This is a genomic window from Massilimicrobiota sp. An105 (assembly GCF_002161155.1).
Lineage (GTDB): Bacteria > Bacillota_I > Bacilli_A > Erysipelotrichales > Coprobacillaceae > Allocoprobacillus > Allocoprobacillus merdigallinarum.
This window is the reverse complement of the sequence record NZ_NFLY01000001.1, coordinates 1-26,522: the sequence shown is the minus strand read 5'-3', so window position 1 is coordinate 26,522 and position 26,522 is coordinate 1. Positions and strand designations below refer to the sequence as shown.

The 26,522-nt window shown below is 30.7% G+C and carries 26 protein-coding genes and 3 other annotated features; of the genes, 22 read left to right on the top strand and 4 right to left on the bottom strand.

The genetic code is table 11. The features are described 5' to 3' along the window. Positions 1-3 precede the first annotated feature (3 nt). The 5 genes from B5E48_RS00125 to B5E48_RS00105 all read left to right on the top strand — a co-directional run bounded on the left by B5E48_RS00125 (position 4) and on the right by B5E48_RS00105 (position 3,992). Positions 4-243 (top strand): hypothetical protein, encoded by a 240-nt coding sequence (locus tag B5E48_RS00125; protein ID WP_087303677.1) that lies wholly within the window; start codon positions 4-6, stop codon positions 241-243. Positions 244-369: 126 nt separating this feature from the next. Then, positions 370-576: a binding site (T-box leader), on the top strand. 132 nt (positions 577-708) lie between these two features. Beyond that, positions 709-1,455, top strand: a complete 747-nt coding sequence (locus B5E48_RS00120) for a transporter substrate-binding domain-containing protein (RefSeq protein ID WP_087303676.1) — start codon at positions 709-711, stop codon at positions 1,453-1,455. A gap of 5 nt (positions 1,456-1,460) precedes the next feature. Continuing rightward, positions 1,461-2,132 carry an amino acid ABC transporter permease gene (locus B5E48_RS00115; RefSeq protein WP_087303675.1) on the top strand — a complete coding sequence of 224 codons (672 nt, stop codon included), beginning with the start codon at positions 1,461-1,463 and terminating at the stop codon, positions 2,130-2,132. Then, positions 2,125-2,853, top strand: a complete 729-nt coding sequence (locus B5E48_RS00110; protein ID WP_087303674.1) for an amino acid ABC transporter ATP-binding protein — start codon at positions 2,125-2,127, stop codon at positions 2,851-2,853. Before B5E48_RS00115 ends, B5E48_RS00110 begins: the two co-directional genes overlap by 8 nt. Further along, positions 2,853-3,992, top strand: a complete 1,140-nt coding sequence (locus B5E48_RS00105; RefSeq protein ID WP_087303673.1) for an aminotransferase class I/II-fold pyridoxal phosphate-dependent enzyme — start codon at positions 2,853-2,855, stop codon at positions 3,990-3,992. Before B5E48_RS00110 ends, B5E48_RS00105 begins: the two co-directional genes overlap by 1 nt. Here B5E48_RS00105 and B5E48_RS00100 read toward each other — a convergent pair. After that, on the bottom strand, positions 3,987-5,297 hold the full coding sequence (locus B5E48_RS00100; protein WP_087303672.1) for an oligosaccharide flippase family protein: 1,311 nt from the start codon (positions 5,295-5,297) through the stop codon (positions 3,987-3,989). The two genes, B5E48_RS00105 and B5E48_RS00100, sit on opposite strands and share 6 nt — an antisense overlap. A gap of 79 nt (positions 5,298-5,376) precedes the next feature. Here B5E48_RS00100 and B5E48_RS00095 point away from each other — a divergent pair, with 79 nt between their 5' ends. The 8 genes from B5E48_RS00095 to B5E48_RS00060 all read left to right on the top strand — a co-directional run bounded on the left by B5E48_RS00095 (position 5,377) and on the right by B5E48_RS00060 (position 15,900). Next, positions 5,377-5,664 carry a post-transcriptional regulator gene (locus B5E48_RS00095; RefSeq protein WP_087245490.1) on the top strand — a complete coding sequence of 96 codons (288 nt, stop codon included), beginning with the start codon at positions 5,377-5,379 and terminating at the stop codon, positions 5,662-5,664. A 151-nt stretch (positions 5,665-5,815) separates the two neighbouring features. Next, positions 5,816-7,438: a single-stranded-DNA-specific exonuclease RecJ gene (gene recJ, locus B5E48_RS00090; protein ID WP_087303671.1), complete on the top strand. Its 1,623-nt coding sequence runs from the start codon at positions 5,816-5,818 to the stop codon at positions 7,436-7,438. Positions 7,439-7,497: 59 nt separating this feature from the next. Then, positions 7,498-8,010 carry an adenine phosphoribosyltransferase gene (locus tag B5E48_RS00085; protein ID WP_087245494.1) on the top strand — a complete coding sequence of 171 codons (513 nt, stop codon included), beginning with the start codon at positions 7,498-7,500 and terminating at the stop codon, positions 8,008-8,010. 54 nt (positions 8,011-8,064) lie between these two features. Next, positions 8,065-10,278, top strand: a complete 2,214-nt coding sequence (locus tag B5E48_RS00080) for a RelA/SpoT family protein (protein WP_087245496.1) — start codon at positions 8,065-8,067, stop codon at positions 10,276-10,278. A gap of 21 nt (positions 10,279-10,299) precedes the next feature. Further along, complete coding sequence (locus tag B5E48_RS00075; protein ID WP_087245498.1) at positions 10,300-10,782, top strand: nucleoside-diphosphate kinase; 483 nt, start codon at positions 10,300-10,302, stop codon at positions 10,780-10,782. Between the two features lie 798 nt (positions 10,783-11,580). Beyond that, positions 11,581-11,764, top strand: a binding site (T-box leader). A gap of 36 nt (positions 11,765-11,800) precedes the next feature. Then, positions 11,801-13,081 (top strand): histidine--tRNA ligase, encoded by a 1,281-nt coding sequence (hisS, locus tag B5E48_RS00070; protein ID WP_087303670.1) that lies wholly within the window; start codon positions 11,801-11,803, stop codon positions 13,079-13,081. Further along, a complete protein-coding gene (gene aspS / locus B5E48_RS00065; protein ID WP_087303669.1) occupies positions 13,074-14,840 on the top strand; it encodes an aspartate--tRNA ligase in 1,767 nt (588 codons plus the stop codon). The genes hisS and aspS overlap by 8 nt, the downstream gene beginning before the upstream one ends. Then, positions 14,818-15,900 carry a M24 family metallopeptidase gene (locus B5E48_RS00060; RefSeq protein WP_087303668.1) on the top strand — a complete coding sequence of 361 codons (1,083 nt, stop codon included), beginning with the start codon at positions 14,818-14,820 and terminating at the stop codon, positions 15,898-15,900. The genes aspS and B5E48_RS00060 overlap by 23 nt, the downstream gene beginning before the upstream one ends. A 212-nt stretch (positions 15,901-16,112) precedes the next feature. Here the strand turns inward: B5E48_RS00060 and B5E48_RS00055 are convergent, their stop codons facing one another. Both B5E48_RS00055 and B5E48_RS13550 read right to left on the bottom strand, forming a co-directional pair. Next, entirely contained in the window at positions 16,113-16,811 is a 699-nt protein-coding gene (locus tag B5E48_RS00055; protein WP_158097235.1) for a LytR/AlgR family response regulator transcription factor, read from the bottom strand. 133 nt (positions 16,812-16,944) lie between these two features. Beyond that, positions 16,945-17,082, bottom strand: coding sequence for a hypothetical protein (locus B5E48_RS13550; RefSeq protein WP_158094005.1), 138 nt, complete (start codon positions 17,080-17,082; stop codon positions 16,945-16,947). A gap of 127 nt (positions 17,083-17,209) precedes the next feature. Here B5E48_RS13550 and murC point away from each other — a divergent pair, with 127 nt between their 5' ends. The 9 genes from murC to B5E48_RS00010 all read left to right on the top strand — a co-directional run bounded on the left by murC (position 17,210) and on the right by B5E48_RS00010 (position 25,395). Further along, positions 17,210-18,520: a UDP-N-acetylmuramate--L-alanine ligase gene (gene murC, locus B5E48_RS00050; RefSeq protein ID WP_087297564.1), complete on the top strand. Its 1,311-nt coding sequence runs from the start codon at positions 17,210-17,212 to the stop codon at positions 18,518-18,520. 64 nt (positions 18,521-18,584) lie between these two features. Then, a complete protein-coding gene (locus tag B5E48_RS00045) occupies positions 18,585-18,884 on the top strand; it encodes a hypothetical protein (RefSeq protein WP_191341003.1) in 300 nt (99 codons plus the stop codon). A gap of 19 nt (positions 18,885-18,903) precedes the next feature. Continuing rightward, positions 18,904-19,386, top strand: coding sequence for a YtxH domain-containing protein (locus B5E48_RS00040; RefSeq protein WP_087245509.1), 483 nt, complete (start codon positions 18,904-18,906; stop codon positions 19,384-19,386). A gap of 2 nt (positions 19,387-19,388) precedes the next feature. Next, complete coding sequence (locus tag B5E48_RS00035; RefSeq protein WP_087245511.1) at positions 19,389-20,405, top strand: LacI family DNA-binding transcriptional regulator; 1,017 nt, start codon at positions 19,389-19,391, stop codon at positions 20,403-20,405. Between the two features lie 33 nt (positions 20,406-20,438). Then, a complete protein-coding gene (locus B5E48_RS00030) occupies positions 20,439-21,689 on the top strand; it encodes a chloride channel protein (protein ID WP_087303666.1) in 1,251 nt (416 codons plus the stop codon). Positions 21,690-21,730: 41 nt separating this feature from the next. After that, positions 21,731-21,929, top strand: a binding site (T-box leader). A 38-nt stretch (positions 21,930-21,967) separates the two neighbouring features. Continuing rightward, complete coding sequence (gene tyrS / locus B5E48_RS00025; protein ID WP_087303665.1) at positions 21,968-23,194, top strand: tyrosine--tRNA ligase; 1,227 nt, start codon at positions 21,968-21,970, stop codon at positions 23,192-23,194. Between the two features lie 9 nt (positions 23,195-23,203). Then, complete coding sequence (locus tag B5E48_RS00020; protein ID WP_087297561.1) at positions 23,204-23,572, top strand: FKBP-type peptidyl-prolyl cis-trans isomerase; 369 nt, start codon at positions 23,204-23,206, stop codon at positions 23,570-23,572. 51 nt (positions 23,573-23,623) lie between these two features. Next, the gene (gene truB / locus B5E48_RS00015; RefSeq protein WP_087297560.1) at positions 23,624-24,460 is read left to right on the top strand and encodes a tRNA pseudouridine(55) synthase TruB; all 837 of its coding nucleotides are present in this window, start codon (positions 23,624-23,626) and stop codon (positions 24,458-24,460) included. Beyond that, positions 24,460-25,395, top strand: a complete 936-nt coding sequence (locus B5E48_RS00010; RefSeq protein ID WP_087303664.1) for a bifunctional riboflavin kinase/FAD synthetase — start codon at positions 24,460-24,462, stop codon at positions 25,393-25,395. The genes truB and B5E48_RS00010 overlap by 1 nt, the downstream gene beginning before the upstream one ends. Before the next feature lie 5 nt (positions 25,396-25,400). Here the strand turns inward: B5E48_RS00010 and B5E48_RS00005 are convergent, their stop codons facing one another. After that, a complete protein-coding gene (locus B5E48_RS00005) occupies positions 25,401-26,264 on the bottom strand; it encodes an ROK family protein (RefSeq protein ID WP_158097234.1) in 864 nt (287 codons plus the stop codon). Positions 26,265-26,522: the final 258 nt, after the last annotated feature.

The window sequence follows — 26,522 nt, the reverse complement described above, 5'->3', positions numbered from 1 at the left end:
GATATGATAGTTTTATATATTATTGGTGGATTTGTTTGTTTATTATTGGCTATATATGTATTAGATCGTAGAGAAAAAATGTCAAAAAAGATTAAACAAATCAAAGAACAAAAACAAGAAATTCAAGAACTGAATAATCAATTAGATGAGATTCAATACCAACTTGATTTGATGGATGAGTCTATTCAAAAGGCTCATGATATAAGTTCACAAATTTTATTTTATATGAAAAAAATAAAATGATTTTTTGTGAATATAATAAAATAATGATAGCTTTTATAGTAAAATTCAAAATATAATGATTTATATAAATAAAAAGTAAAAAAAGTGTTGACATGTTTATGCAAATGCATATAATAAAAGCATATAAAAAATTCGATGAAAAAGAGAGTAGTTTAAACAAATATCAAGCGAGCTGATGTTGGTGTGAGATCAGTATAGGCGTTTAAATGAACCGCACTTTGGAGAACGATGCTTGAAAGAAGTAGGGTATCGAGTGAATCTGCTTTAAGGATAGAGGTGGATATATCTTTGATATATCAAAAAGAGTGGTACCGCGATGATTTCGTCTCTTAGTTCAACTAAGAGACGTTTTTTTATACAAAGGGGGAATTGATTTTGATGAGGATGAGTTTACGGCGATGATTGATTAAAATCACAGAAGCTATAAAATAAATAAAATCAAAAAAGAAAGAAGAGGGAATGAAAATGAAAAAATTATTTAAAGGATTATTAGTTGCCGCTATGGCATTAACAATGACAGCATGTGGTGGAGGAGAAAGTGGTTCAAATGAACAAAAGTTATTGATTGGTATTTCTCCTGATTATGCACCTTATGAATCATTAAATACTGATGGTGAAATGGAAGGATTTGATATTGATATGACAAAAGAGCTTATTAATATCATGAATGAAAATGGTGGAAATTATACTTATGAATTTAAACAGATGTCATTTGATACAATTTCAACAAGCTTAATGGCAAAACAAATTGATTTAGGTATTTCAGGTTTTACAATGCATGATGACTGGGATGTGTTATGGTCAAATAAATATAATGATTCTAAACAAGTAGCTTTAGTTTCTGAAGATAGTTCTATCCAGACTGTTAAAGATTTAGAAGGTAAAAAAATCGGAGCACAGTTATCAGCAACTGGAGAAGCATGTGCTAATGATATTAAAGATGCGAAAGTAACAACTGTTACAGATGTTAAGGTATTAGTTGAAACATTAAAATCTGGTGGTGTTGATGCTGTTATTTTAGATTATGCAGTTGCTAAAAATTATGATTCACAAGATGCATATAGAATGATTGATGAAGCTTTATTGGAAGAAGAAAATTTAATTATTGCAAATAAAGATAGTCAAGAATTAATGGATGATGTCAATAAAGCTTTAGATGAATTTATAAAATCTGATAAATATACTGAACTAAAAGAAAAATGGGGAGCTTAATATAAATGGAAAATCTTTTAACACAAGAAAATTTAATGTTTATGTTAAGAGGTGCTGGAATGTCGCTAATATTAGCGACATTCGCAGTTTTCTTTGGGATGATTTTAGGAACATTGGGAGCTGCTTCAAAGTTATCTAAACATGCACCTTTAAGATGGATTGGGAATATATATGTAGAAGTCATTCGAGGAACACCAATGTTATTACAAATTATGTTCTTCTATATAGCTATTCCAGTTATCTATCAGTCAATAACTGGAACTCGTATGAATCCTGATCCATATATTTGTGGATTAATCGCTTTAAGTATAAATAGTGGAGCCTATTCAACTGAATTAATCAGAAGTGGTATTCAGGGAATTGATAAAGGACAATGGGAAGCCTGTGAAACATTAGGATTAAGTTATTTTCAGACAATGCGTTTTGTGGTATTGCCACAAGCCTTTAAGAGAATTATTCCACCAATTGTCAGTGAATTTATCACTTTAATTAAAGATTCATCATTGATTAGCTGTATTGGAGCAACTGAGTTGCTTATGAGTGCACAAGTTTTAGGATCAAGAACTTTTAATTTGATTTATCCTTTACTTGAGGCGGCGTGTTTATATCTCGTGATGACACTCACTATTTCATATATTTCAAGACGTTTAGAAAGGAAGTTGTCTGCCCGTGATTAAAGTAGAAAATATTGTGAAACAATTTAATGATTTAAAAGCTGTTAATGATGTTTCCTTAGAAATAAAAAAAGGTGAGATTGTTTGTTTGATTGGTCCTTCTGGTTCTGGGAAAAGTACAGTTTTAAGATGTATTAATGGATTAGAGAAACCAGAAAGTGGACATATTTATGTGAATGATCAATTGCTTGATGAAAAAAATCCAGAAACTTATAAAAAATTAAGAAGTTTAATGGGATTTGTATTTCAGCATTTTAATTTATTTCCAAATATGACAGTTTTAGAAAATCTAACTTTAGCACCTATTCAAGTTATGAAAAAAAGCAAAGATGAAGCTGAACAAATAGCTTGTCAATATTTAGAAAGAGTGGGTCTTCTTGATAAGAAAGATGAATATCCAAATAAATTATCAGGTGGGCAAAAACAAAGGGTTGCGATAGCAAGAAGTTTATGCATGAATCCACAAATCATGTTATTTGATGAACCTACAAGTGCTTTGGATCCAGAAATGGTTATTGAAGTTTTGGAAGTTATGCAGGAATTGGCTAATGAAGGAATGACAATGGTTGTTGTGACACACGAAATGGGATTTGCTAGAACGGTAGCAGATCGTGTTATCTTTTTAGAGGCTGGTAAAATTGTTGAAGAAAATACGGCTGAAGAATTCTTTAGAAATCCTAAAACACAAAGAGCACAGGATTTCTTAAATAAGGTTATGCATTAATGAAACTTAATGAATTTAAAGTAGAAACATGGATGACAGATCATGAAAACGATTGTCAATATAATTTGACAGAAACATGTGTGTCATCCTTATCTTTATTAGAACTTCAACAATTTGTTCAAGAGGATATAGCGAAACAGATGATGTCTATGAAAATGGATTATGGTCCTATTGTTGGATCAACACGTTTAAAAAAAGCTATCTTATCACTCTATGAACAGGGTGGACTTGAAAATATAACTATAACTCATGGAGCTATTAATGCTAATGAACTGGTATTAATGAGCTTGTTAGAAAAAGGAGACCATGTTATTAGTTTATTTCCAACTTATCAGCAAATGTATGATTTTCCATTATCATTAGGCTGTGAGGTTTCTTTAATTCCTTTAAAAGAAGAAAATGACTGGTTACCAACAATTGAAGATTTTGAATCATGTATACAAGAACATACAAAAATGATATGCTTAAATTCACCTAATAATCCTACTGGAACAACAATACCTTTGTCATTAATGAAAGATATTATAAAATTAGCTCAAAAATATGATTGCTATATTTTATGTGATGAAATCTATCGTGGTGTAGATACTGAAAGCTTAGAATTATATCCTTCATTTAGTGATTATTATGATAAAGCAATAGTGACACAAAGTTTATCAAAAGTTTTCTCATTTGCTGGTTTAAGACTTGGTTGGATAAAAGGACCTCAGGAAGTCATTGATTTAGTAAACTATCGACGTGACTATCATATTATTAGTAGTGGTCCATTAGACGATTATCTGGCTTGTTTAGTATTAGAAAATAAAGATGTGATTTTAAAGCGTAGTCGTGATATATGTCAAACAAATAAACTTATTCTTAAAAAATGGTTAGATCAAGAACCACTTGTTTCTTGTGTTATACCACGTCATGGAACAGTTTGTTTCTTACATTATCATTTGGATATACCATCAGCAGAGTTTTGTGAAAAACTTCAAAAAGAAACGGGTGTATTTTTTGTGCCAGGGAGTGCATTTGATATAGAATATCATTTACGTTTTGGCTTTACACAAGATGAAAAAGTGATAAAAGAAGGGCTTATTACATTTTCTAAATGGTTAAGACAATTTGATCATCAGTCTATAGATATTCAGCTATAGACTTTTTTTACGTTTATATACTAACTGATAGACAAAATAAGCTGAAAACATCAGTGTCGAAAATAAACCAATCAACATGACAATTGCCACACTTTCTACATGAAAACGTGGAATTAAAATGATTAAACAAATTAATTCAATAATAACTTCAAATGTACTCATCATAAACATTTCTTTATTTTTGTTGAATGCTTGAAGTGTGGCGCTTAAAGGTGTTTGTAAATAGAAGATTGTAAAGGGAATACACATGTATTGTAAACAACGGTAACCTTTAGTTGTATTGTACATGATTTGAAGGCAGACATCGCCATAAAAATAAAATATAAGTGTAAAAGGAAGACTGATAAAAAAACAGATGACCAAACTATAAAAAACATGTTTTTTTAATGCTTCTAAACGATTATATGCAATATCTTTATTAAGAATAGGAATCAACAATCTTAAAACAACATTATTAAAGAAAGTAGGTGTAACCAGCAAAGAAATGACATAACCGTTAATAATCGCATATTGAAGGTGTATTTGATTTTCTCCTATATGAAGTTTTGTTAAAATAGAAACCAAAAGGATGGGTTCTAAAAAATTATAGCAGACATGAAGCAGTCTTGAACCTGTTAATGGTAAAGCAATATTCATCATATCTTTAAATATAAAATGTTTTTGAAAATAGGATATGGGATGATAATGCCAATTGAGTTTCCTTTTTAAACGTAACATTAAAAAAAGAATAGAAGTGAGTTCACCAATACTCATAGCTAAAATAGCAATGCTGACTAAATACGTCATCGGTAAATAATGAAACTGTTGAATAACAATGTAGGTAAAAAGAATACGAGAAACTTCTTCAAATAATTGTGCAAGTGATAAGTTCCAAACATCTTCTCTTCCTAAATAGTAATTCTTAATAATACCACTTATACCAACTAATGGAATGAATGGAAGGATGCATAATAAAGGTAAATATGCATCGCTTTGTTTTAGAAAATAGAGAGCAATTATTTTTGAAAAAAACAAAAGTCCACCCATAATCAATAAACATGTTGCTAAACAAATGCATAAAGCTGAAATAATAACTTTTTTATTGTTGTATTTGGGGTGTGAAATCAAGCGGAAAACAGCAGATGGAATGGAAAACTGAGCTAAGGTAATACATAAAGAAAGTGTCGGGATAGCCAAAATATAAAGAGCCATTCCATTTTCGTCTAAAAGACGGGATAAAAGCATTCTGTTGAATAAAGAAAAGACTTTTGTGATGAGGGTACTGCTTGTTAATATGAGAAATGAATTAATCAATTTTCTTTTCATAAAATACTTCCTTTATTGTCGAATTTCCTTTATAATAAATATGTTAATTATTCAAAAAATATGTTAGGAAGTGCAGTCAATGGAAATCAATATTAAGAATAACTTGCCATTAGATATTCTTTTTTTAATTCGTATAAAAGCTAATGAATTTAAAAATGAAGGAATTCATGAAATTGATAGTTATGATATTAAAGACTATCTTTATTCTATAAAATGGAAAGATGTTGAAACAAAAGCAATGTGTGATGTTATTGATGATATTATGTCATTACGTTTCTCAGAAGTTTTTGATTATTTAAAAATGAAAGTCATTAAAGAAGCTTCAACCATGAATATAGATGATTTTAGTGATTTTATAGCTAAATAATAATAATGATTGATCCTCTAACCGTTTTGTTTTTGTTAGAGGTGTTTTTATTTGATATCATGCCAAACAGATTATTTGAAATATAAAAGATACGTATGTTATAATACACGTAATTGAAAAAGGATGAACTTTAAGGAGATAGATATATTTTATGAAATATAAAATTATTGAGCCACAACATTATCAGCAGATTCAAAATCAATATCATATCAATTCTTTATTAGCAAAAGTGATTGAAAGTCGTCAATATGATGAAAACACTTTAAAAGATTTTATAAATCCACGTTTAATTTATCATGATTTTTCTTTGTTTGAAGAAGCTGATATGACATTGGAAAGAATTCATGAAGCTATTGAAAATCATGAAAAAATTTGTATTTATGGTGATTATGATTGTGATGGTATTTTAGCAACGACAATTCTTGTACAAGCTTTTTTAGAATTAGGTGTAGAAGTAGGGTATCATATTCCTAATCGTTTTGATGATGGTTATGGACTCAATGTTAAACGTGTAGAACAGATGGCACAAAAAGGTTATTCTCTCATTATTACGGTTGATAATGGAGTCAAAGCTTTCGAGGCGGTAGAAAGAGCTAATGAATTGGGTGTTGACGTTATTATTACTGATCATCATCAATTTGATAACGATTTACCTGATGCCTGTACTTTTATTCATACGAAATTATCTCCGGATTATCCATTTAAAGAAATTTCTGGTGGTTTTGTAGCATATAAATTAGCGAGTGCTTTATTAGGAAGACAAGATAAATATCTTTATTGCTTGGCTGCGATTACAACGGTTTCAGATATGATGCCATTATTGGATGAAAATCGTTCATTAGTAAAAAAAGCTTTAATATTCATGAAGGAAGAAAAATATCCTTCATTAGAGCTATTATTAGGAAATCAGCAGACATATTCAACGACAAGTATAGGTTTTGTGATTGCACCTAAAATTAATTCATTTGGACGTTTACCAGAGTTTTGTTCGCCTAATGTTTTAGTGAAATATTTTTTAAAGAATGCTCCTAGAGATTTTATGGTGAAAGTTTCTCAAATGGCGATTTCTTTAAATACCAAACGTCAAACAATGACAAATCAACAATATGAAATGGCTAAGGAAGGTATGGGAGATGATTTTCTATATTGGTCAAGTGATCAGGTTCATGAAGGATTAGTTGGTTTGATTGCTGGTAAATATACTCGAGAATATGAGCGTCCAGGCTTTGTGATGGCATATGATGAGAAAAAGGGATTATATAAAGGAAGTGCCAGAAGTATTGAAGGTTTTTCTTTACATCAATTTTTTATGGAACATCAAGATCAGTTTGTTGCTTTTGGTGGACATTCTTTGGCGGGTGGATTTACTGTAGATGAAGCACATTATGATTCATGTTATCAATGTATTAAAGAAGCATTAAAAGATCTTCATTTGCATCCAACAACAACAGTTCTTCATATTGATGAACAGGATATAGATATAAAAAATGTTGAATCTTTATCTTTATTGGAACCATTTGGTATGAGTAATGAAGAACCGTTATATATGTTAAAGGATGTACCTGTATCACAAATACAACAATTAAGTCAGGGAAAACATTTAAAGATGCAAACTGATTTGAATCGTAGTCATGTGTCGATGTTGTATTTTCAGCATGGAGATTTATATGGAAAACTTAAAAATATAAAAAAGATGAGTGTTATAGGAACATTACAAATTAATGAATATCGAAATCAGAAAAGTCTGAATTTTATTATTAAAGATATCGTATAATGACTTTATAAAAAGATAGAATTTTGATATAATAAACAAATAAGGAGGGCTTTTAAGCTATGGATTTAAAAAAGTATATTAAAGATATTCCTGATTTTCCAGAACCAGGTGTCTTGTTTAGAGATGTGACACCACTTTTAGCTGATAAAGATGCTTATCAGGAATCTATTCGCTTATTGAGTGATTTTGCAAAAGAGAAAAAAGTAGATCTTGTTGTAGGACCAGAAGCGAGAGGATTTCTATTTGGATGTCCAGTGGCTTTGACATTGAATTGTGGTTTTGTTCCAGTTAGAAAGCCAGGGAAATTACCACGTGAAGTTGTAAGCCAGTCATATGATTTAGAATATGGATCAAATGAAATTCAAATGCACAGTGATAGTATTCAACCTGGACAGAATGTTTTAATTGTTGATGATTTATTAGCAACTGGTGGTACAGTTGATGCAGCTGTATCTTTAATTGAAAAAATGGGCGGAAACGTTGTAGGAATTGCTTTTTTGATTGAACTTGAAGCTTTGAAAGGTAGAGAACTTTTAAAAGATTATGACGTTTATTCAGTCTTGAAGTATTAAGAAGAGACGGTGTCTCTTTTTTAGCATAAAGCCAAAGTAAAGGAGGAAGGATATATGAAATATAAAGGAGCACATGATCAAGTTACTTTTGATGATGTATTAGAAAGCTGTTCAACTTACATCACGAAAAAAGAAAGTATAGATTTGATTCAAAAAGCTTATGATTTTATTATGGTCAAACATGAAGGACAAAAGCGCAAAAGTGGAGAACCATATACTATTCATCTGATTTGGGTTGCATATATTCTAACAACTTTACAGACAGGACCAACAACGATTGCAGCTGGGCTTTTACATGATGTCATGGAAGATTGTGATGTTTCGCATGATGAAATGGTTGAGCGTTTTGGTGAAGAAATTACAAGTTTAGTAGAAGGTGTAACCAAAATTAATAAAATGCCATTTAAAGATGAAGCAGATGTTTATGCTGAAAATCATCGTAAAATTTATATTGCTATGGCTAAAGATATTCGTGTTATTTTGATTAAGTTAGCAGATCGTTTACACAATATGCGCACATTGCAATATATGACACCTGAAAAACAACAACGTATTTCTAGGGAAACATTGGAAGTCTATGCGCCAATTGCACATCGTTTAGGTATTAATGATATTCGTATTGAATTAGAAGATTTATGCTTACATTATTTGGATCCTAAAGCTTATTTAGAAATTTCTGAATTATTAGAACAAAAACGTAGTGAGCGTAAAGAATCTGTTGAGAAGATGATGAAATCAGTAGAAGAATTATTGGATGAAAATCATATTGAATATCGCATTAAAGGACGTGCAAAACATATTTATAGTATCTATAAAAAAATGGTTATCAAGCATAAACGTTTTGATGAATTATATGATTTAAATGCTTTGCGTATTATTTTAAAAGATAAAATGAAATGTTACGAAGTTTTAGGTATTATTCATGATCATTATCGTCCATTACCTGGACGTTTTAAAGATTATATTGCGATGCCTAAACCAAATATGTATCAGTCTTTGCATACAGCGGTTATAGGAGAAGACGGGCATATTTTTGAAATTCAGATTCGTACAGAAGAAATGGATGAATTAGCTGAACGTGGAGTTGCTTCTCACTGGCGTTATAAAGAAGGAAAAGAATATTCATCTAAACAGGAACAAAAAGATATCGTTGATAAGTTACAATGGTTAGGTGATTTTATTACTTTAAGTGATGAAATCAAAGATGGTGATGCTAAGGAATATTATGATTCTTTAAAAAGAGATATTTTTGAAGCTAATGTTTATGTTATGACGCCTCAAGGTAAGATTGTAGAGTTACCAAACGGCTCAACACCTATTGATTTTGCTTATCGTATTCATACAGAAGTTGGACATCATGCTGTAGGAGCTATTGTCAATAATGTTATGGTTCCTATTAATACCAAATTAAAAACAGGTGATGTCTGTGAAATTAAAACAAATAAAAATTCTGGACCAAGTGAAGACTGGTTGAAATTTGTTCAGACAGCAGGAGCAAGAAATAAAATCAGACAGTATATTTCAAAGAAAGATGCTGAAACTCAAAAAGAAGCTATTGAGGAAGGAAAAAAATTATTAAAGGAAGAAATTCGTAAACGTAATTTGGATGAAAAGAAATTTATGGATCCTGATACGTATAAATCTTATTTTGGGTCTTTTGGTGCTCGTCATTTTGATGATTTAATGTTAGTCATTGGAAAGAAACAAGCAACTGCTTCTACATTGATTGATAAGGTTCTTCCAAGCAAAACTGGATTCTTTGATAATCTTTCAAAGATTTTAAAGAAGAATAATAATGCTTTAAAAAATCAAAAGAAAAGCAGTAGTTTAGGAATCAGTGTTAAAGGTGTTGATGGACTGAAAATACAGTTATCTAAATGCTGTAATCCTATTCCTGGAGATGATATTGTTGGATATGTATCTAAGGGACAGGGAATTAAAGTGCATCGTAGTGATTGTCCTAACTTAAAAGGCGTTGAAAAAGGACGTTTAATTGATGTGTATTGGGATTATACTAATATTATGCAAAAACGTTTTGAAGTTGATATTGATATTAGAGGTTTAGACCGTCCTAATTTATTAAATGATATTATTACTGTATTAGGACAGGTGAAAGTCAACATTTTAAATATTAATGCTGGAGTTGTAGATACAGAGGCGCAAATTCAATTAAAACTTTCGGTTGAAAATGCAGAGCTTTTACAGTTGACTATTGACAATTTAAATAAAATTCAAGGTATTTATAATATTACAAGAGTGATTCATTAATATAGAAAAGAGGAGAAGAAAATGAAACAATATACTTATATGATGTTAAAGCCTGATGCTTTTGTTGATCATAAAAATCAAAGAGTTCTTGAAATATTAGCTCAACATCAATTACATGTTGAAAAATCACAAGTCGTGCAGGTAGATATAGATGTCATGAAGATTTTATTGGAACATTATCATCACGTTATTGACGAAAAGGGAAAGGATTTTAATTTTCCTGCAAGATTATTTAATACTTTCTATTTTGATGGGCCTCACTATATTATGCCTATGAAAGTGAGTTATGATGGTGATGAAGATATTATTACGTATTCTCGAAAAATTGTTGGAAAGACAAATCCAATACAGGCAGATCCACAGAGTATTCGTGGAGAATTGAGTTGTGATAGCTATGAATTAGCTGATCAGGAATATCGTCTTGTGGATAATATTATTCATGCTTCATCTTCTCATGAAGATGCTCAAAAAGAGTTGATTATATGGGAGAAATTTATTCGATAACATTTTCATAATACGAAAATGAAAAGGCTTTCATTTTTATAAAAAGTGTGTTAAAATATAAGCGAAGAAAAGGAAAGAAACGAAAGGAGGTCTTAAAAATGATGGGAAGAAAAATAAAAGAAAAAACATTGTATTTAGGACTTAAATTCGTTGACAATCTTGATCTTCCAAAAGATTATAGATTGGAAAGAGATATTCTACCCCCTAACATACAATAGGCCTGGGAAAGATAGGCCGTAAATATAAAAAAAGTTCATGATATAATAAAGAGTGATCATGATGGGTGAATGAGAAAGTTTATCAATTCATGATAAATGAGTAAAAAAGGACATAATGATATCGCTTTATAGAAAATATGGAAACATTATTCATGAGATTATCAATATGAAATGAAGTCTTATTGAATATTTCAAATGATATGTATGGAAATAAAAAAGAGTTTTTAAGAAATAAAACAATAAGATAGAGTTGAGTAATGATAAGCAAATAGATAATTGAGTGTCATCGTTATTTATAACATTTATATAAATAAATCACATTGAAGATAATATTTCTTCTTTAAAATAAAGGATAGAAATCAAGAAGTGAAAAACTTGATTTCTATCTTTTTTAATAGATCTAATAAATGATAATAGGAAATATAAATAATGTTATCTTAATTATGAAAAAGTGATATTCAAAAAGCTTATCAATAGTTAATTCAAAGGCAATTGGATATAAAAATAAAAAGAGATGGAACTCTTTATAAAGAAAAGAGTGATTGAACTTGATTTTTATAAGCGAATCTTTTATAATGATGTCAATCCGTTGAAGAAGATTAAATAGTCAAAATCTAATAGAGAGTCTGTGGTTGGTGGAAACAGATAGAGGAAGCTATGGGACACTTTGGAGGAAGTTATGAAAGTAACCGTGAGTCGCGTTAAGACAGAGAGGGCATACATTGTATGAACTAAGGTGGTACCGCGTTAATAACGTCCTTAGATAGGGCGTTTTTTTATTTTTAAAGGAGGATAGAGATATGGCCTATAAAGCACCAAGAGGAACAGTAGATATTTTACCTGCTCAATCTGGGAAATGGCAGGAATTAGAACAATTATTAAGAACAATTTGTGCAAATTATAATGTGAAAGAAATAAGAACACCTATTTTTGAACATACAGAATTATTCAATCGTGCGGTTGGTGATACAACAGATGTTGTATCTAAGGAAATGTATACTTTTGAAGATAGAAAAGGTCGTTCTATGACGTTAAGACCAGAAGGAACAGCTGGTATTGCGAGAGCTTATGTAGAAAATAAACTTTATGGAATGCCTGAAAAATTACAGAAAGTTTATTATATGGGTCCAATGTTCAGATATGAAAGACCACAAAACGGTAGACAAAGACAATTTCATCAATTTGGTGTAGAGATGTTAGGAGTTGAATCACCATATGTTGATGTAGAGTGTATGTTGATGGCTGTGACAGTTGTGAAAGCTTTAGGATTAAAAAATATTCAATTACACATCAATACTTTAGGTGATCAGGAATCTCGTGCTGCTTATCGTGAAGCTTTACAAAATCATTTTCAAGCTGTCTTAAATGAGTTATGCCATGATTGTCAGGTACGTTATGAAAAAAATCCATTACGTATCTTAGATTGTAAGGTTGATAAAAATCATCCTATGATGAAAACAGCACCAAAAACAATTGATTATTTAACTGATAATGCAAAAGCGCATTTTGAAAAAGTTTGTGCTTTATTAGATGATTTAGAAATTGATTACGTTGTTGATCCTAACTTAGTAAGAGGATTAGATTATTATTCACATACAGTTTTTGAAATTATTTCTGATGATCCAAAATTAGGAGCTGGTTCAACAGTTGGTGGAGGAGGTCGTTATAACGGCCTTGTAGAAGAATTAGGGGGACCACAAACACCTGGTGTTGGATTCGCTTTTGGAATGGAAAGATTAATGATTGCTTTAGGTGATGATCATGAAGATGAAGAAGGTTTAGATGTCTATATCATGCCTTTAGGTAGCGAAGCTAAAGATTTGGCTATGCAGATTATGACAATGCTTCGTGCTAATGGATTTATTTGTGATATGGATCAATGTGATCGTGGGTTAAAAGGCCAATTTAAATCAGCTGATCGTTTCCACGCTCATTTTTCAATGATTATTGGAGATGAAGAAGTTCAAAAAGAAGTCGTCAATATGAAATGTAATCATACAAAAGAACAAGTGGAAGTTCCATTAGAAAATATTGTAGAATTTATTGAAAATCATTATGAAGGAGATCATGATCATGAATAGAACACATAACAATGGGGAATTAAGAATTGAAAATGTTGGTCAACAAGTCGAATTGATTGGTTGGGTTGCCAAGAAAAGAAATTTAGGAGCTTTGGTTTTTGTTGATTTAAGAGATCGTTATGGAATTACTCAGGTGATTTTTGATGAATCTTTTGAAGAAAGATTAAAAGAAGTGAAAAATGAATATATTTTATCTGTTCAAGGTACAGTGATTGAAAGATCTTCTAAAAATCCAAAGATTCCTACAGGTGATATTGAAATTCAGGCAAGTGCTTTTACAATTATTAACACTGCAAAATTAACACCTATGATTGTGGCTGATGAAACAGATGCTTTAGAAGAAACAAGAATGCAATATCGTTATTTGGATTTAAGACGTCCTGTGATGCAAAAAAATATAATGACAAGACATCAAATCACAAGAAGTATTAGAGAATATTTAGATCATTTAGATTTTATAGATATTGAAACACCTTATTTAAACCGTTCTACACCAGAAGGTGCAAGAGATTTCTTAGTACCTTCACGTGTTCATAAAGGATCCTTCTATGCTTTACCACAGTCACCTCAATTGTTTAAACAATTATTAATGGTATCTGGATTTGAAAGATATTATCAGATTGCACGTTGTTTTAGAGATGAAGATTTACGTGCTGATCGTCAAATTGAATTTACACAAGTCGATGTTGAAATGAGCTTTATGTCAACTGATCAGATTCTAGAAATTGGAGAAGGTATGATCAAAAAATTAATGAAAGATGTCAAAGGTATTGATATCGAATTGCCTTTAAGACGTTTGACTTGGCATGAAGCTATGGAAAGATATGGAATTGACAAACCTGATACACGCTTTGGATTAGAGCTTGTGAACTTGAATGATGTTGTCAGTGATGTGGATTTTGCAGTTTTTAAAAACGCTTTGGAAGCTGGCGGACATGTGAAAGGAATCAATGTTGTTGGTGAAGCAGCCAATTTTTCTCGTAAAAAAATTGATCAATTAACTGAACTTGCGAAAACTTATAAAGCTAAAGGTTTAGCATGGTTAAAAGTGACAGATGATGGCGTACAGGGACCAATTGCTAAATTCTTTACTGAAGAACAATTAGAAAAATTATTATCAGCTATGAATGCGCATAGTCAGGATTTATTGTTATTTGTTGGAGATGCTAAATATGAAGTTGTTTGCGATTCTTTAGCTGCTATTCGTAACTATTTAGGAAAAGAATTAAAATTATATGATCCAAATACTTTTGATTTCTTATGGGTTGTTGATTTCCCAATGTTTGAATATGATGATGAAACACAAAGATATTATGCAAAACATCATCCATTCACAAAACCAAAAGATGAAGATTTAGATAAATTAGAAACTGATCCAGAACATTGTTTAGCTGATGCTTATGATATTGTTTTAAATGGTTATGAATTAGGTGGTGGATCACAAAGAATTTATGATCAAAATGTTCAAGAAAGAGCATTTAAAGCTTTAGGATTCACTCAAGAACAAATTGACGCACAATTTGGATGGTTTGTAGAAGGATTACAATATGGAACACCACCACATGGAGGATTTGCTTTAGGGTTAGATAGAATTGCCATGTTACTTTGTGGTTGTGACTCTTTAAGAGATGTCATTGCCTTTCCTAAAAATACAAGTGCAACTTGTCCAATGTCAAAAGCACCGACACCAGTGGCAGATGCACAATTAGGAGAATTAGGAATCGGGGTGAAAGAATATGAATCAGACAAGAGTGAATAATGTTTTAAATGAAATGAGTCAAAGAGGAATGGATCATTTGATTATCAGTGATCCTAGCTCTATCAATTATTTGATTGGTTATGATAATCATCCAGGAGAAAGAATGTATGCATTGGTTTTATCATTAGATGGAAATCATACATTGTTCTTAAATCATTTGTTTTATTTAGATCAACAATTAGATTTAAATATTATTTGGTATGATGATACAGAAGATGGACCGGCTAAGATTGCTGAAGTTTTAAAAGATGATCATTGTGTAGGTGTAGATAAAAACTGGGAAGCTAGATTCTTAATGAGAGTTATGGAACTGGCTAACGAAGAATGTTGTTTTGAACTAGGTTCAATCTGTGTTGATTATGTCCGTATGCATAAAGATGAAGAAGAAATTGAACTTATGCGTAAAGCAAGTCAATTAAATGATCAGGCTATTGATCAGGTGATTCAGTTATGCGCCAAAGGGACATTGACGGAAAAAGAAGTTGGACAACAGTTGGATGGTATTTTTCAATCACTAGGATGCAGTGGGAATTCTTTTGATCCAATTGTTGGCTATGGACCTAACGGGGCAGATGGACATCATGGTTGTGATGATTCGAAACTCAAAGCAGGTGACAGCATTGTCATTGATATGGGTGGTATTTATCAAGGATATTGCAGTGATATGACAAGAACTGTTTTCTATAAAGAAGTTTCTGATAAACAAAGAGAAGTTTATGAATTAGTCAAAAAAGCCAATGAGGCAGCTGAAGCTATGATCAAACCAGGTGTAAAACTATGTGACATTGATAAAACAGCAAGAGATATTATCAGTGAAGCAGGTTATGGACCAAACTTTAATCATCGTTTAGGTCATTTTATTGGCAGAGATGTTCATGAATACGGTGATGTGTCTGCTGCTTTTGATATGGAAGTAGAACCAGGAATGATTTTTTCAATTGAACCAGGTATTTATATTCAAGGTGAATTCGGTGTTAGAATTGAAGATTTGGTTTTAGTCACTGAAGATGGCTGTGAAGTTTTAAATCACTATTCAAAAGATTTAATGATTATTGGTTAGAGTGAAAACTCTAGCCTTTTTGTTTAGTGTTAAAGAAGGAAAATCTAAAAATATTATAAAAATGTACATTTTTGATTCAAGTAGTATATTTTTTGAATTTATATATAAAATAAAAAGAAGTCGCTAATAAAAACGAGAATAGTAGCGACTATCACAAACACAATATAATAATTAATTCAATATACGAAAAAGTTAAAAGTAATAATAAAAAGTTATAATTGTTCAACTAGAAACTCATGAAATTGCTTTTTGAGTTTTAGTTGATGAGCACGGCTGATTGGAATGGGTTGTTGGTTATTTAAAATGACATGGGTTCTTTTTATTTCATTGACATAATATGCATTGATAATATAACTATTATGTGTACGAATAAATTGTAAAGGTAATTGTTCTAATAGATCTTTGATTTTTTGTGCTGTCTTAATTGTTTCATGAACTGTGTAAATATATGAATATCTCTGAATTCTTTCAATATACATAATATCATTTAATAAAATAATTTTGGTTTTATCTTTTAAAGATATGGTTAATACTTTTTGTGATTCTATAATTTGATGAATAGCTTTTTCAATAGCCATAGGCAGTCTTTTCTTTGATTCGGGTTTATATACAAAATAACAGTGATTTGTTTCATAAACTTCTGTTGCTTTTTCTAAATAGGAACTGATAAAGATAATTTGAAAATTTTTATATAATTGATTTAATTCTTTTGCCAGTTCAATGCCACTATGATTTTTTAATAAAATATCTATAATAATAATGGAATGGTCAGGGAATTGATCCATATGTAAAAGGACATCATGTATATCAAGAAATGTTTGTATTTGAAATTGATGATTCATGGTGTTGATAATGTCTTGAATGTATTGAATATGTTCTTTCATGTCATCAATAATAATAATGTTTTGCATTCCAAATCGCCCCTTCAAACAGATTAATATAATATTATCATATTTTGAGGAGGTAAAATCTACAGAAAATGACATAAAGTTTGTTAAAAATGAAAAAGCTATAAAATCTTTATGATTCTATAGCTTCCCATTATTATTCTTGGGCGTTAGAGTTTTCTTTATATTTTTCACTCATTAAACCATCTTCACCACTATAACTTGCCTGTTGATTTTGGTTATAGCCTTTATACTGATTTTGTCTTTGTTTGTTTTTAGATTTTTTGTGACTCATAATTTCTCCTTTCTTTCTATTGACATCTTTAGTTTGTGCCAAAATATAAAAAATATGAAAAAATAAATAGATAGAGAATACTTTTTTTAAAATTTATGCTAGAATAAAAGGCGAGGTGAAGAGAGTTATGTATTATTTTATTGGTATTAAAGGTTCAGGTATGGCATCACTTGCAACAATTTTATTTGATTTAGGTTATGAAGTTGCTGGAAGTGATATTGATAAATATATTTTTATTGAAGAAGATTTAAGAAAAAGAGGAATTCCAATCTACTCTTTTGATAAAAATAATATTAAAGATGGTTATGAAGTGATTATTGGTAATGCGTTTGATGACTCTAATGAAGAGGTTAAAGAAGCATTAAGTAATCCCAATGTCAAAACACATACTTATTATGATTTTTTAGGTCATTTAATGGATCAGTATATTTCTATTGGTATTGCTGGGACACATGGAAAAACCACCACAACAGGTATGGCTTATCATTTGTTCAAGGAATTTGATAAGACTTCTGTTTTAATCGGTGATGGAACAGGACATGCTGTTGAAGACAGTAAATATTTTATTGCAGAAACATGTGAATATCAGGATCATTTTTTACATTATTATCCAACTTATGCGATTATTAATAATATTGAAATGGATCATGTTGATTATTTCAAATCTATGGAACAATATGAAAAATCATTTGAACAATATGCAAATCAAGTTAAAGATACAGTTATTATCTGGGGTGATGATCCTCATTTACCACATCTTCATTATCAAAAACGTGTTCTAAAATTTGGAACAGGTGAAAATAATGATGTTATTGCTAAAAATATTATTAATAATGATCATGGATTATCATTTGATGTTTATATTCATAAAGATTTATTTGGACATTTTGCTTTGCCATTTTATGGAATGCATATGCTTTATGATTCATTAGCGGTTATTACTTTAGGATATTTAGAAAATATGAGTGCTGAATATATCCAAGAACGTCTTTCTACTTTTGATGGTGTAAAACGTCGTTATACTGTTAAGACAGTTGGGAATAATATTTATGTGGATGATTATGCACATCATCCAACAGCAATCCGTTATGTCATTGAAGCAACACGCTCACGTTATCCACATAAAAAGATTGTTGCCATCTTTCAACCAGATCGTTTTTCAAGGGGATTACGTTTTGCCAAAGAATTTGCTGAAGCAATGGATTTAGCAGATTATCCTTTCTTTGTCCATTTTCCAGAAAATGCGAAGAAAGAACCTGGTATTGATATAGACATTTATGACATTGCAAAATACAATCCACGTGCTCAGGTTATTCATGAAGATGAAGCTGCTGTGAAGCTTTTAAGTCAATATGATAATGTTGTTTATCTATTTATGAGTAGTAAAGATATTTATAAATTAGAAGATCAAGTTATTGCTTATAAACAATCGCAGTAAGGGTTATCTTTTAATCATGTTGTATTTATGCTATAATATGGTAAATTGGCAGAAAGGAGAACTTATGGATGCAAAATTAGTATGCTATTGCATTTTGATATTATCTGGGGCTTTTGCACTTTTGAGCTTAGGTCTATTATTAATAAGAATGTCTTTAGCTGTCAAAGAAACAACGGTTTTAATGACAATGTTAGAAACAACCATTCAAAAAGTTGATCATATTTTAGATGATGTCAATAATAAAATGAATATGCTCAATGCACCTGTTGAATTGGTAAGTGGAATTTTTTCAAAAGGTGGTATGAAATCTGGTTTATTTGGGGTTTTAGGATTTTTAACTTCGTTTTTAAGAAGAAAAAAATAGAAAGAGAAAGGTGATTAGAATGAAATTTGGAAAGTTTTTAGTTGGTTTAGGTATTGGTGCAGTCGCTGGATTGTTATTGGCACCTAAAAAAGGTAGTGAATTAAGAGAAGATATTAAACGTGAATCTTTAAAAGCTTATGATAATTTAAAGAATATGACAAAAGAAGATCTTGAAGCTATGTTAGGTCAAACAATTGAAACAGTTAAGAAATCTGTAGATGAATTTGATATTGATACATTTAAAGCAACAACAAGAGATAAACTTAATGAATTGGAAGCAAAATTAGAAGATTTTGCTGCAAAAGTAAAAGATAGTGACCAGTATTTAACGATTCGTGATGGAGTTGTTGATTTAACACAAAAAGTCAATGATAAAATAGAAGAAGTCAAAACAAAAGTTTTAGATTCATCTGTAGATGATGATTATTTAGAAGCTTTTGAAAATGAAATCGAGAATGTTGAAGAAAAATTAGATGAAATGATTGAAGAGATTAAAGATTAATCATGGGGAAAAATGTAACAATTTATGATGTTGCTAGAGAAGCTGGTGTTTCTCTGGCAACAGTTTCACGTGTTATTAACGGTTCGAGTGTTGTGAAACCTAAAACACGTGATAAAGTCCTTGAGGCTATTCAACGTTTAGATTTCAAACCCAATCAGATTGCCAGAGGTCTTGCAACAAGTAAGACAACAACGATTGCTATTGTTTTTCCACAATCATTATTTGCTCATGTGAAAGATATGATTGGTGGAATAGGTGATACAAGTCGCCGTTTAGATTATAATGTCAGTATTTATACAACAGATGAAATTGGAGATGGCAATCCTATTGAAACTGTTATTGAAAAAGTTGTGAAATCACGTGCAGATGGTGTGATTTTATTTAATAATGAAGAAATCGAAAAGGAAATTGCTTTAGTTAATAAATATAAAATACCTGCAGTTGTTATTGGAACAAGTGTTACTGGGAAATATATGGGATCTATTTTTGCTGATGCAAAAAAGATTGCATATGAGGTTGTTGATAAATATTTGGCACAGGGAAAAAGTGATATTTTGTTTGTGTCACCTAAGCAGAATTTAATCAACATAGAAGAAATGATTACTGGAATTCAGGAAGCTTATCAAAAATATGATTTGGTTTTTGATGCAACAAAACAGGTCGTACATACATCATCACATTATGAAAAAAGCTATCCACAATTTTTAGAGTATTTTAAAAATCATCGACATGATCTTGTTTTTACAAGTTATGATAAGGAAGCTGTTGCTGTTGTGAATGCTGCAATTGACAATGGAATTGAAATTCCTGATGAAATGGAAGTTATTGGTATGATGAATACAAGCTATGCTTTGATTTGTCGTCCTTCATTAACATCTATTCATGTTCCTGTGTATGATATGGGGGCATTAGCTGTAAGATTGCTAACAAAAATACTTAATGATGAAGAAATTGAAAACAAAGCTGTTGTCATTCAACATTTATTGATGCCACGTGCTACAACAAAGAAAGACTTCTAATTGATTTAGAAGTTTTTTTCAAAGGGGAATCTTATGTATATCAAACAATTCTTTATAGATTTAAAGTTAAATATATGTTTTGTCTGTAAATGGTTATGGATTGCTTTTGTTTTGGGTATTGTCTGTGGTATTGTAGGAGCATTATTTCATATTTCTATTGATTATGTTACTGATTTTCGTTTGTCGCATTCATGGATTGTATGGGGATTGCCAATTGGTGGTGTTTGTATTGTCTATCTTTATCGTCTGGTTCATTTATCTCACGAACCAGGAACAAATACGATTATTCAATCTATTCGCCAACAGGAAAAAGTTCCTGTTTTATTAGCACCAGCGATTTTTTTAGCCACTATTATTACCCATTTGTTTGGAGGTTCTAGTGGAAGAGAAGGAGCTGCATTACAAATTGGTGGTTCTCTAGCAACATCTTTTGGAAAAATAATTCATGCTGATCAGCGTGAAATGTCAATGCTGATTATGTGTGGTATGAGTGCAGTCTTTTCAGCTTTATTTGGAACTCCATTAACTGCGACACTTTTTTCCATGGAAGTTGTTAGTGTCGGTGTATTTTATTATGCGGCATTAGTTCCATGCTTATGCAGTAGTTTGATTTCATTTGGAATTGCACAACTTTTTGGATGTCAGCCAACTTTTTATCAGTTATCAATTCCTTTTCAATTAACACCAATTATGAGTTTAAGATTAGCTGTTTTTGCATTTATTATTGCTGCTTTTTCCATTGTATTTGTATTAATGATGCATTATAGTCACAAATGTTTTCATCAATATTTTCATAATCCATATATACGAGTTATTATAGGATCATTCATGTTGATGATTTTGGTTTTCTTTTTTCAACAAAGATATTTGGGAGCTGGAATGGAAATTGTTGCAGAAGCTCTTTATCATCAGGCTCTACCATATGATTTTTTCATGAAAGCTATTTTTACTGCTATTACTATCGGCTGTGGTTTTAAAGGTGGAGAAATTGTTCCAACTTTTGTGATTGGTTCAACTTTAGGATATGTATCAGCTTTATTATTGGGCATTGATCCTCATCTAGGGGCTGCTATTGGAATTGTTGGTATGTTTTGTTGTGTTATTAATTCACCACTTACAAGTCTCATGTTAGGGGCTGAAATGTTTGGTATTCAATATTTAACAGCAATGGCTATTGTTGTTGCATTATGTTATGTTTTATCGGGATATTTTAGTTTGTATCAAGCACAAAAAATTGTATATTCTAAAACTTCAGTTGAATTTATCAATCAAAATGCAAAGTAAAAATTTTAAGTTGACTTCGACTTGAAAATCGCATATTATATATTTAAGCGTTGAAGAAGACAAGTAATTATAAATGGATGTTATAGAGAGTCTATGATTGGTGGAAATAGATCATTGTTTATAATGAATACACTTTGGAGCAGCTAAATGAAAAGTTTAGCCGGTGGCAACATCGTTATCAATAAAGAGCGTATGCTTAATGCATAAATAAAGGTGGTACCGCGAGAATTCGTCCTTTTGATGAATTCTTTTTTTATTTTATAAGGAGGATATATGTTATGAAAATTTATGATGAATTAGTATGGCGTGGTTTAATTAAAGATGTTAGCTCGCCAGATATTGAAGAAAAATTAAATAATGGAGGAATGACTTTTTATATTGGTACTGATCCAACTGGTGATAGTTTACATATTGGACATTTTTCATCATTTTTGATTAGTAAACGATTAAAGGATGCCGGACATAATCCTATTTTATTAGTAGGTGGAGCTACAGGTTTGATTGGTGATCCTAAACCTGATACTGAAAGACCAATGATTACTAAAGAAGAAGTACAACATAATTTTGAATGTCTAAAAAAACAGGCTCAGGATTTATTTGGATTTGAAGTTGTGAATAATTATGATTGGTCAAAAGATTTAAACTTCATTGATTTTTTAAGAGATTATGGTAAATATTTTAATGTCAACTATATGTTGAATAAAGATATTGTCAAAAGAAGATTAGACTTAGGAATTACATATACTGAATTTTCTTACATGATTATGCAGGCCATGGATTTCTATTGGTTATATGAAAATAAAGGTTGCCAAATGCAGGTAGCTGGACAAGATCAATGGGGAAATATTACTGCTGGTATTGAATTGATTAGAAAGAAAACAGGGAAAGAAGCTTATGGATTTACAATGCCTTTGCTTACAAAATCTGATGGTACGAAATTTGGAAAAACAAACGGTCATGCCATTTGGTTAGATCGTAAAAAAACATCACCATATGAAATGTATCAGTTCTTTATTAATTCAGAAGATGATAAAGTCATTGATTACTTAAAATTCTTAACTTTCTTATCTAAAGAAGAAATTGAAGAATTAGAAGAAAAGAATAAAACACAGCCTCATTTAAGAGAAGCACATAAAGCTCTAGCAAAAGAAGTGATTACATTTATCCATGGTGAAGAAGCATATCAGGAAGCTTTGGATATTAGCCAAATGTTATTCTCTGGTAAAATTCAAGATTTAACATTAGAACAAGTTCAGTCATGCTTCCATGGTGTTCCTAGTATAGATATGGAAGAAGATACACAAATTTTAAATGCTTTAGTTAAAGTAGGGGCTGCTTCATCAAATCGAGAAGCACGTCAATTTGTTACAGGTGGTTCTGTTCTTGTCAATGGAGAAAAGATTACAGATGTAAGCTTTGTTATTCAAAAAGAAAATGCTTTTGGAAAACAGGTAACTGTTATTAGACGTGGTAAGAAAAATTATTATGTCATTAATCATAAATAGGAGGATAGGATGAAAAAAATATTAGGAAGTTTCATGGCATTAGTTATGCTTTTGGGTTGTTCATCACAAAGTCAAGAAACACAAAATAGTGATACTCAAAATCAAACTGCTGTAGCTCAAAATGGCGATTATGTGAATATTGATTTTGTAGGAAAAATTGACGGTGTAGCTTTCAATGGTGGAAGTGCAGAGGGTTATGAGTTAAAATTAGGTTCTGATACCATGATTGATGGTTTTGAAGATGGAATTGTTGGGATGAAATTAGATGAAGAAAAAACAATTACTGTAACTTTTCCTGAAAACTACACTGCAGAACTTGCAGGAAAAGAAGCAACATTTGATATTACTTTGCATAAGATTTATCGTGAAATTCAATAAATTTGAGTCTAATGACTCATTTTTATATTTCACAGATGAGGAGGTTTTGAAATGGATGGAATATTGTTAGTTAATAAACCGGCAGGTATGACAAGTCATGATGTTGTGAATCGTATTAGAAAGATTCTTCATACAAAAAAAGTTGGACATTGTGGGACATTGGATCCTGATGCCACAGGTGTTCTGGTTTTGTGTATTGGCAAAGCAACAAAGGCTTTACAATTTTTAATGAGTGAAACAAAAGTTTATCAGGCTACACTCTTTTTAGGAACGGCTACTGATACATACGATAGTAGTGGTCAAATTATGGAAGAAAAAGCCTTTCATGGTGTAAGAGATGTTGAAGAAACTTTACAGTCTTTTATTGGAAAGCAACAACAAATTCCGCCTATTTATTCGGCTATTAAAGTGCATGGTAAAAAATTGTATGAATATGCCAGAAATCAGGAACATGTAGATATTCAACCTCGAACTATTATGATTGAAAAAATAGAGTTAATTTCCCAACAAGATCAATCCATAACATTTCAGGTAAAATGTTCCAAAGGCACATATATTCGTTCATTGTGTGTAGATATAGGAAAAAAGTTGGGCTATCCTGCACATATGACTCATTTAATACGTTTAGCTTCAGGAGAGTTTTATCTTGAAGACTGTTATAGTTTAGAAGATATTGAACAAGGACACTATCAGTTCATGAGTTTAGAAGATGCATTTCAACATTTTGAACATTATTACATTGATGATGAAAATATTGTTTATCATGGTAAAAAAATAAAGAGTGATATTGATCATCAGGTTGTTGTATGTAATCAAAATCATAAGGTTTTAGCGGTTTATGGACCTGATGGTGAAGGATATTTAAAAAGTATAAGAGGGCTATTTTAATGGAAATCATTTATTTAAAAGAAGATATGCAATTACATATGACAGACTCTATTGTAGCAGCAATTGGTTTTTTTGATGGTTTACATGTAGGGCATATGGCACTTGTTGAAGAAGTGAAACGAGTTGCAGACACAAAGCATTATCATAAAGCTTTAATAACTTTTGATCATTATCCACTTTATGTATTAGGAAAGTTAAAAGAAGAAAAATGTCTGACTTCCATTGATGATCGTTATGAAATTCTTAAAAAAAGAGGATTTGATTATTTGTTTGTGATTGAATTTACATCCAAGGTTGCTGCTTTATCGCCTCAAGAATTCATACAGAAATATCTTATTGAATGTGGTATCAAGCATGTAGTCTGTGGCTTTGATTTTCGTTTTGGTGCAAAAAATCAGGGTGATGCGAAAACATTGCAGGAATCTTTTGGTTTTAATGTCAGTGTTATAGATGAAGTCATTTATAAAGGAGAAAAGATTTCTTCAACACGTATTCGACAGCATCTAGAAAATGGACAGATGAAAGATTTAAATGAATTATTAGGACGTCAATACTGTGTACATGGTCAGGTTATCCACGGTAGACATATTGGACATGAAATTGGTTTTCCAACAGCTAATATTGATTATGGTTCTTATTTTTTACCTTGTGGTGGTGTCTATGCTGTTAAAGTGATTATCAATCAAAATACCTACATGGGAATGTGTAATATTGGATATAATCCCACTTTTCAACCATTAGATAAAGCTTCTTTAGAAGTTCATATTTTAGATTTTAATCATGATATTTATGGAAAAGAGATTTACGTAGAATTTTATGATTTGATACGTAAGGAAAAACCATTTCATTCTAAAGAAGAACTCATTCAACAACTTTATAAAGATCGTGAATATGTCAGAGAATATTTTTCTCAAATAGCAAAGGAGATTAATTGATAAAATTAACCTCCTTTTTTGGTATGAAAATGATACAATGCTCCAAGTAAATTGGCTTCATTTTGAAATTGACAGGCTTTAATAACTGGTTCATGATCATCTTCTTTGTATTGTTTTCTTAAATCATGAAATTGTTTTTGAATAGTTTGAATGAGAAATGGCTGTTGACTGATTCCACCACCAATAGTTACGATATCTAAATCTAGTAAATAATCAAGATTATAGATCATTGTTGCAATCTGTAAACAATAGTGTTCAAAATACTGCATAGCTTGATGAGATGAAGTCAGTTGTTGAAATACAATCTGTCCATCATCAGGACATTTTAAAATATCACTCAGATCATGAATGAGTTTAACAGCATTATATTCTTTACCAAAGTTAGAATAGCCATTTGATGTAGGAATTAAAAAAGAACCGAGCTCTCCAATTTTATAGTGTTTTGATTCTACGATTTTTTCATGTAATATATATGTTCCGCCAATACCTGTACCTAAGACAATCATAAAACCATTATCAACGTTCTTTAAGCTTCCTTTCCACATTTCACCTAAAGTAGCGCATTTGGCATCATTTTGTAAAGTGACTGGTAAGTGAGTTAAACTGGAAAATTCTTGACAAAAATCTGTTTCATTGAAATAGGGCAGTAAAGTAATAGCGTGGATATATCCTCTTTGACTATCAATAAGACCGGGCATACTGACAGCTATTCCTTCGACTTCTTTTGTGATTAATGTTTTTAAAGTATGATAGAATGTTTCTTTGTTGGTTTTGACAGTAGGAATCATATTCTTTTGTAAGCATATCCCATTAGATTGATAATATCCATATTTGGTATATGTACCACCTATATCTATAGCTAAATACATGATTTTCACCTCTCGTTTCATTATTTCATTGATTCATTTTGAAGGTGAAATGAAAAACTAAATTCCACTTTGTATATTTAAATTCAACTCTTCTTGTGGGAGTTGAATTTCAAATTGCAAAGTGATTTTTTGTATTATAAAAATCACCTTCAGATATTGATTTTTGACACATCAGGTCTTAAAATGAACTTGTAAGAAGCAATTTGACTTGTTTTTGAGAGTATAGTAAAGCCAGGGTCAAATTTTCTGTTTTTTTTT

What these genes read in the sequence shown, in the direction of transcription:
- B5E48_RS00125 (WP_087303677.1), top strand. Translation starts at nt 4, where the DNA reads ATGATAGTTTTATATATTATTGGTGGATTTGTTTGTTTATTATTGGCT.
- B5E48_RS00120 (WP_087303676.1), top strand. Translation starts at nt 709, where the DNA reads ATGAAAAAATTATTTAAAGGATTATTAGTTGCCGCTATGGCATTAACA.
- B5E48_RS00115 (WP_087303675.1), top strand. Translation starts at nt 1,461, where the DNA reads ATGGAAAATCTTTTAACACAAGAAAATTTAATGTTTATGTTAAGAGGT.
- B5E48_RS00105 (WP_087303673.1), top strand. Translation starts at nt 2,853, where the DNA reads ATGAAACTTAATGAATTTAAAGTAGAAACATGGATGACAGATCATGAA.
- B5E48_RS00100 (WP_087303672.1), bottom strand. Translation starts at nt 5,297, where the DNA reads ATGAAAAGAAAATTGATTAATTCATTTCTCATATTAACAAGCAGTACC.
- B5E48_RS00095 (WP_087245490.1), top strand. Translation starts at nt 5,377, where the DNA reads ATGGAAATCAATATTAAGAATAACTTGCCATTAGATATTCTTTTTTTA.
- recJ (WP_087303671.1), top strand. Translation starts at nt 5,816, where the DNA reads ATGAAATATAAAATTATTGAGCCACAACATTATCAGCAGATTCAAAAT.
- B5E48_RS00085 (WP_087245494.1), top strand. Translation starts at nt 7,498, where the DNA reads ATGGATTTAAAAAAGTATATTAAAGATATTCCTGATTTTCCAGAACCA.
- B5E48_RS00080 (WP_087245496.1), top strand. Translation starts at nt 8,065, where the DNA reads ATGAAATATAAAGGAGCACATGATCAAGTTACTTTTGATGATGTATTA.
- B5E48_RS00075 (WP_087245498.1), top strand. Translation starts at nt 10,300, where the DNA reads ATGAAACAATATACTTATATGATGTTAAAGCCTGATGCTTTTGTTGAT.
- hisS (WP_087303670.1), top strand. Translation starts at nt 11,801, where the DNA reads ATGGCCTATAAAGCACCAAGAGGAACAGTAGATATTTTACCTGCTCAA.
- aspS (WP_087303669.1), top strand. Translation starts at nt 13,074, where the DNA reads ATGAATAGAACACATAACAATGGGGAATTAAGAATTGAAAATGTTGGT.
- B5E48_RS00060 (WP_087303668.1), top strand. Translation starts at nt 14,818, where the DNA reads ATGAATCAGACAAGAGTGAATAATGTTTTAAATGAAATGAGTCAAAGA.
- B5E48_RS00055 (WP_158097235.1), bottom strand. Translation starts at nt 16,811, where the DNA reads ATGCAAAACATTATTATTATTGATGACATGAAAGAACATATTCAATAC.
- B5E48_RS13550 (WP_158094005.1), bottom strand. Translation starts at nt 17,082, where the DNA reads ATGAGTCACAAAAAATCTAAAAACAAACAAAGACAAAATCAGTATAAA.
- murC (WP_087297564.1), top strand. Translation starts at nt 17,210, where the DNA reads ATGTATTATTTTATTGGTATTAAAGGTTCAGGTATGGCATCACTTGCA.
- B5E48_RS00045 (WP_191341003.1), top strand. Translation starts at nt 18,585, where the DNA reads ATGGATGCAAAATTAGTATGCTATTGCATTTTGATATTATCTGGGGCT.
- B5E48_RS00040 (WP_087245509.1), top strand. Translation starts at nt 18,904, where the DNA reads ATGAAATTTGGAAAGTTTTTAGTTGGTTTAGGTATTGGTGCAGTCGCT.
- B5E48_RS00035 (WP_087245511.1), top strand. Translation starts at nt 19,389, where the DNA reads ATGGGGAAAAATGTAACAATTTATGATGTTGCTAGAGAAGCTGGTGTT.
- B5E48_RS00030 (WP_087303666.1), top strand. Translation starts at nt 20,439, where the DNA reads ATGTATATCAAACAATTCTTTATAGATTTAAAGTTAAATATATGTTTT.
- tyrS (WP_087303665.1), top strand. Translation starts at nt 21,968, where the DNA reads ATGAAAATTTATGATGAATTAGTATGGCGTGGTTTAATTAAAGATGTT.
- B5E48_RS00020 (WP_087297561.1), top strand. Translation starts at nt 23,204, where the DNA reads ATGAAAAAAATATTAGGAAGTTTCATGGCATTAGTTATGCTTTTGGGT.
- truB (WP_087297560.1), top strand. Translation starts at nt 23,624, where the DNA reads ATGGATGGAATATTGTTAGTTAATAAACCGGCAGGTATGACAAGTCAT.
- B5E48_RS00010 (WP_087303664.1), top strand. Translation starts at nt 24,460, where the DNA reads ATGGAAATCATTTATTTAAAAGAAGATATGCAATTACATATGACAGAC.
- B5E48_RS00005 (WP_158097234.1), bottom strand. Translation starts at nt 26,264, where the DNA reads ATGTATTTAGCTATAGATATAGGTGGTACATATACCAAATATGGATAT.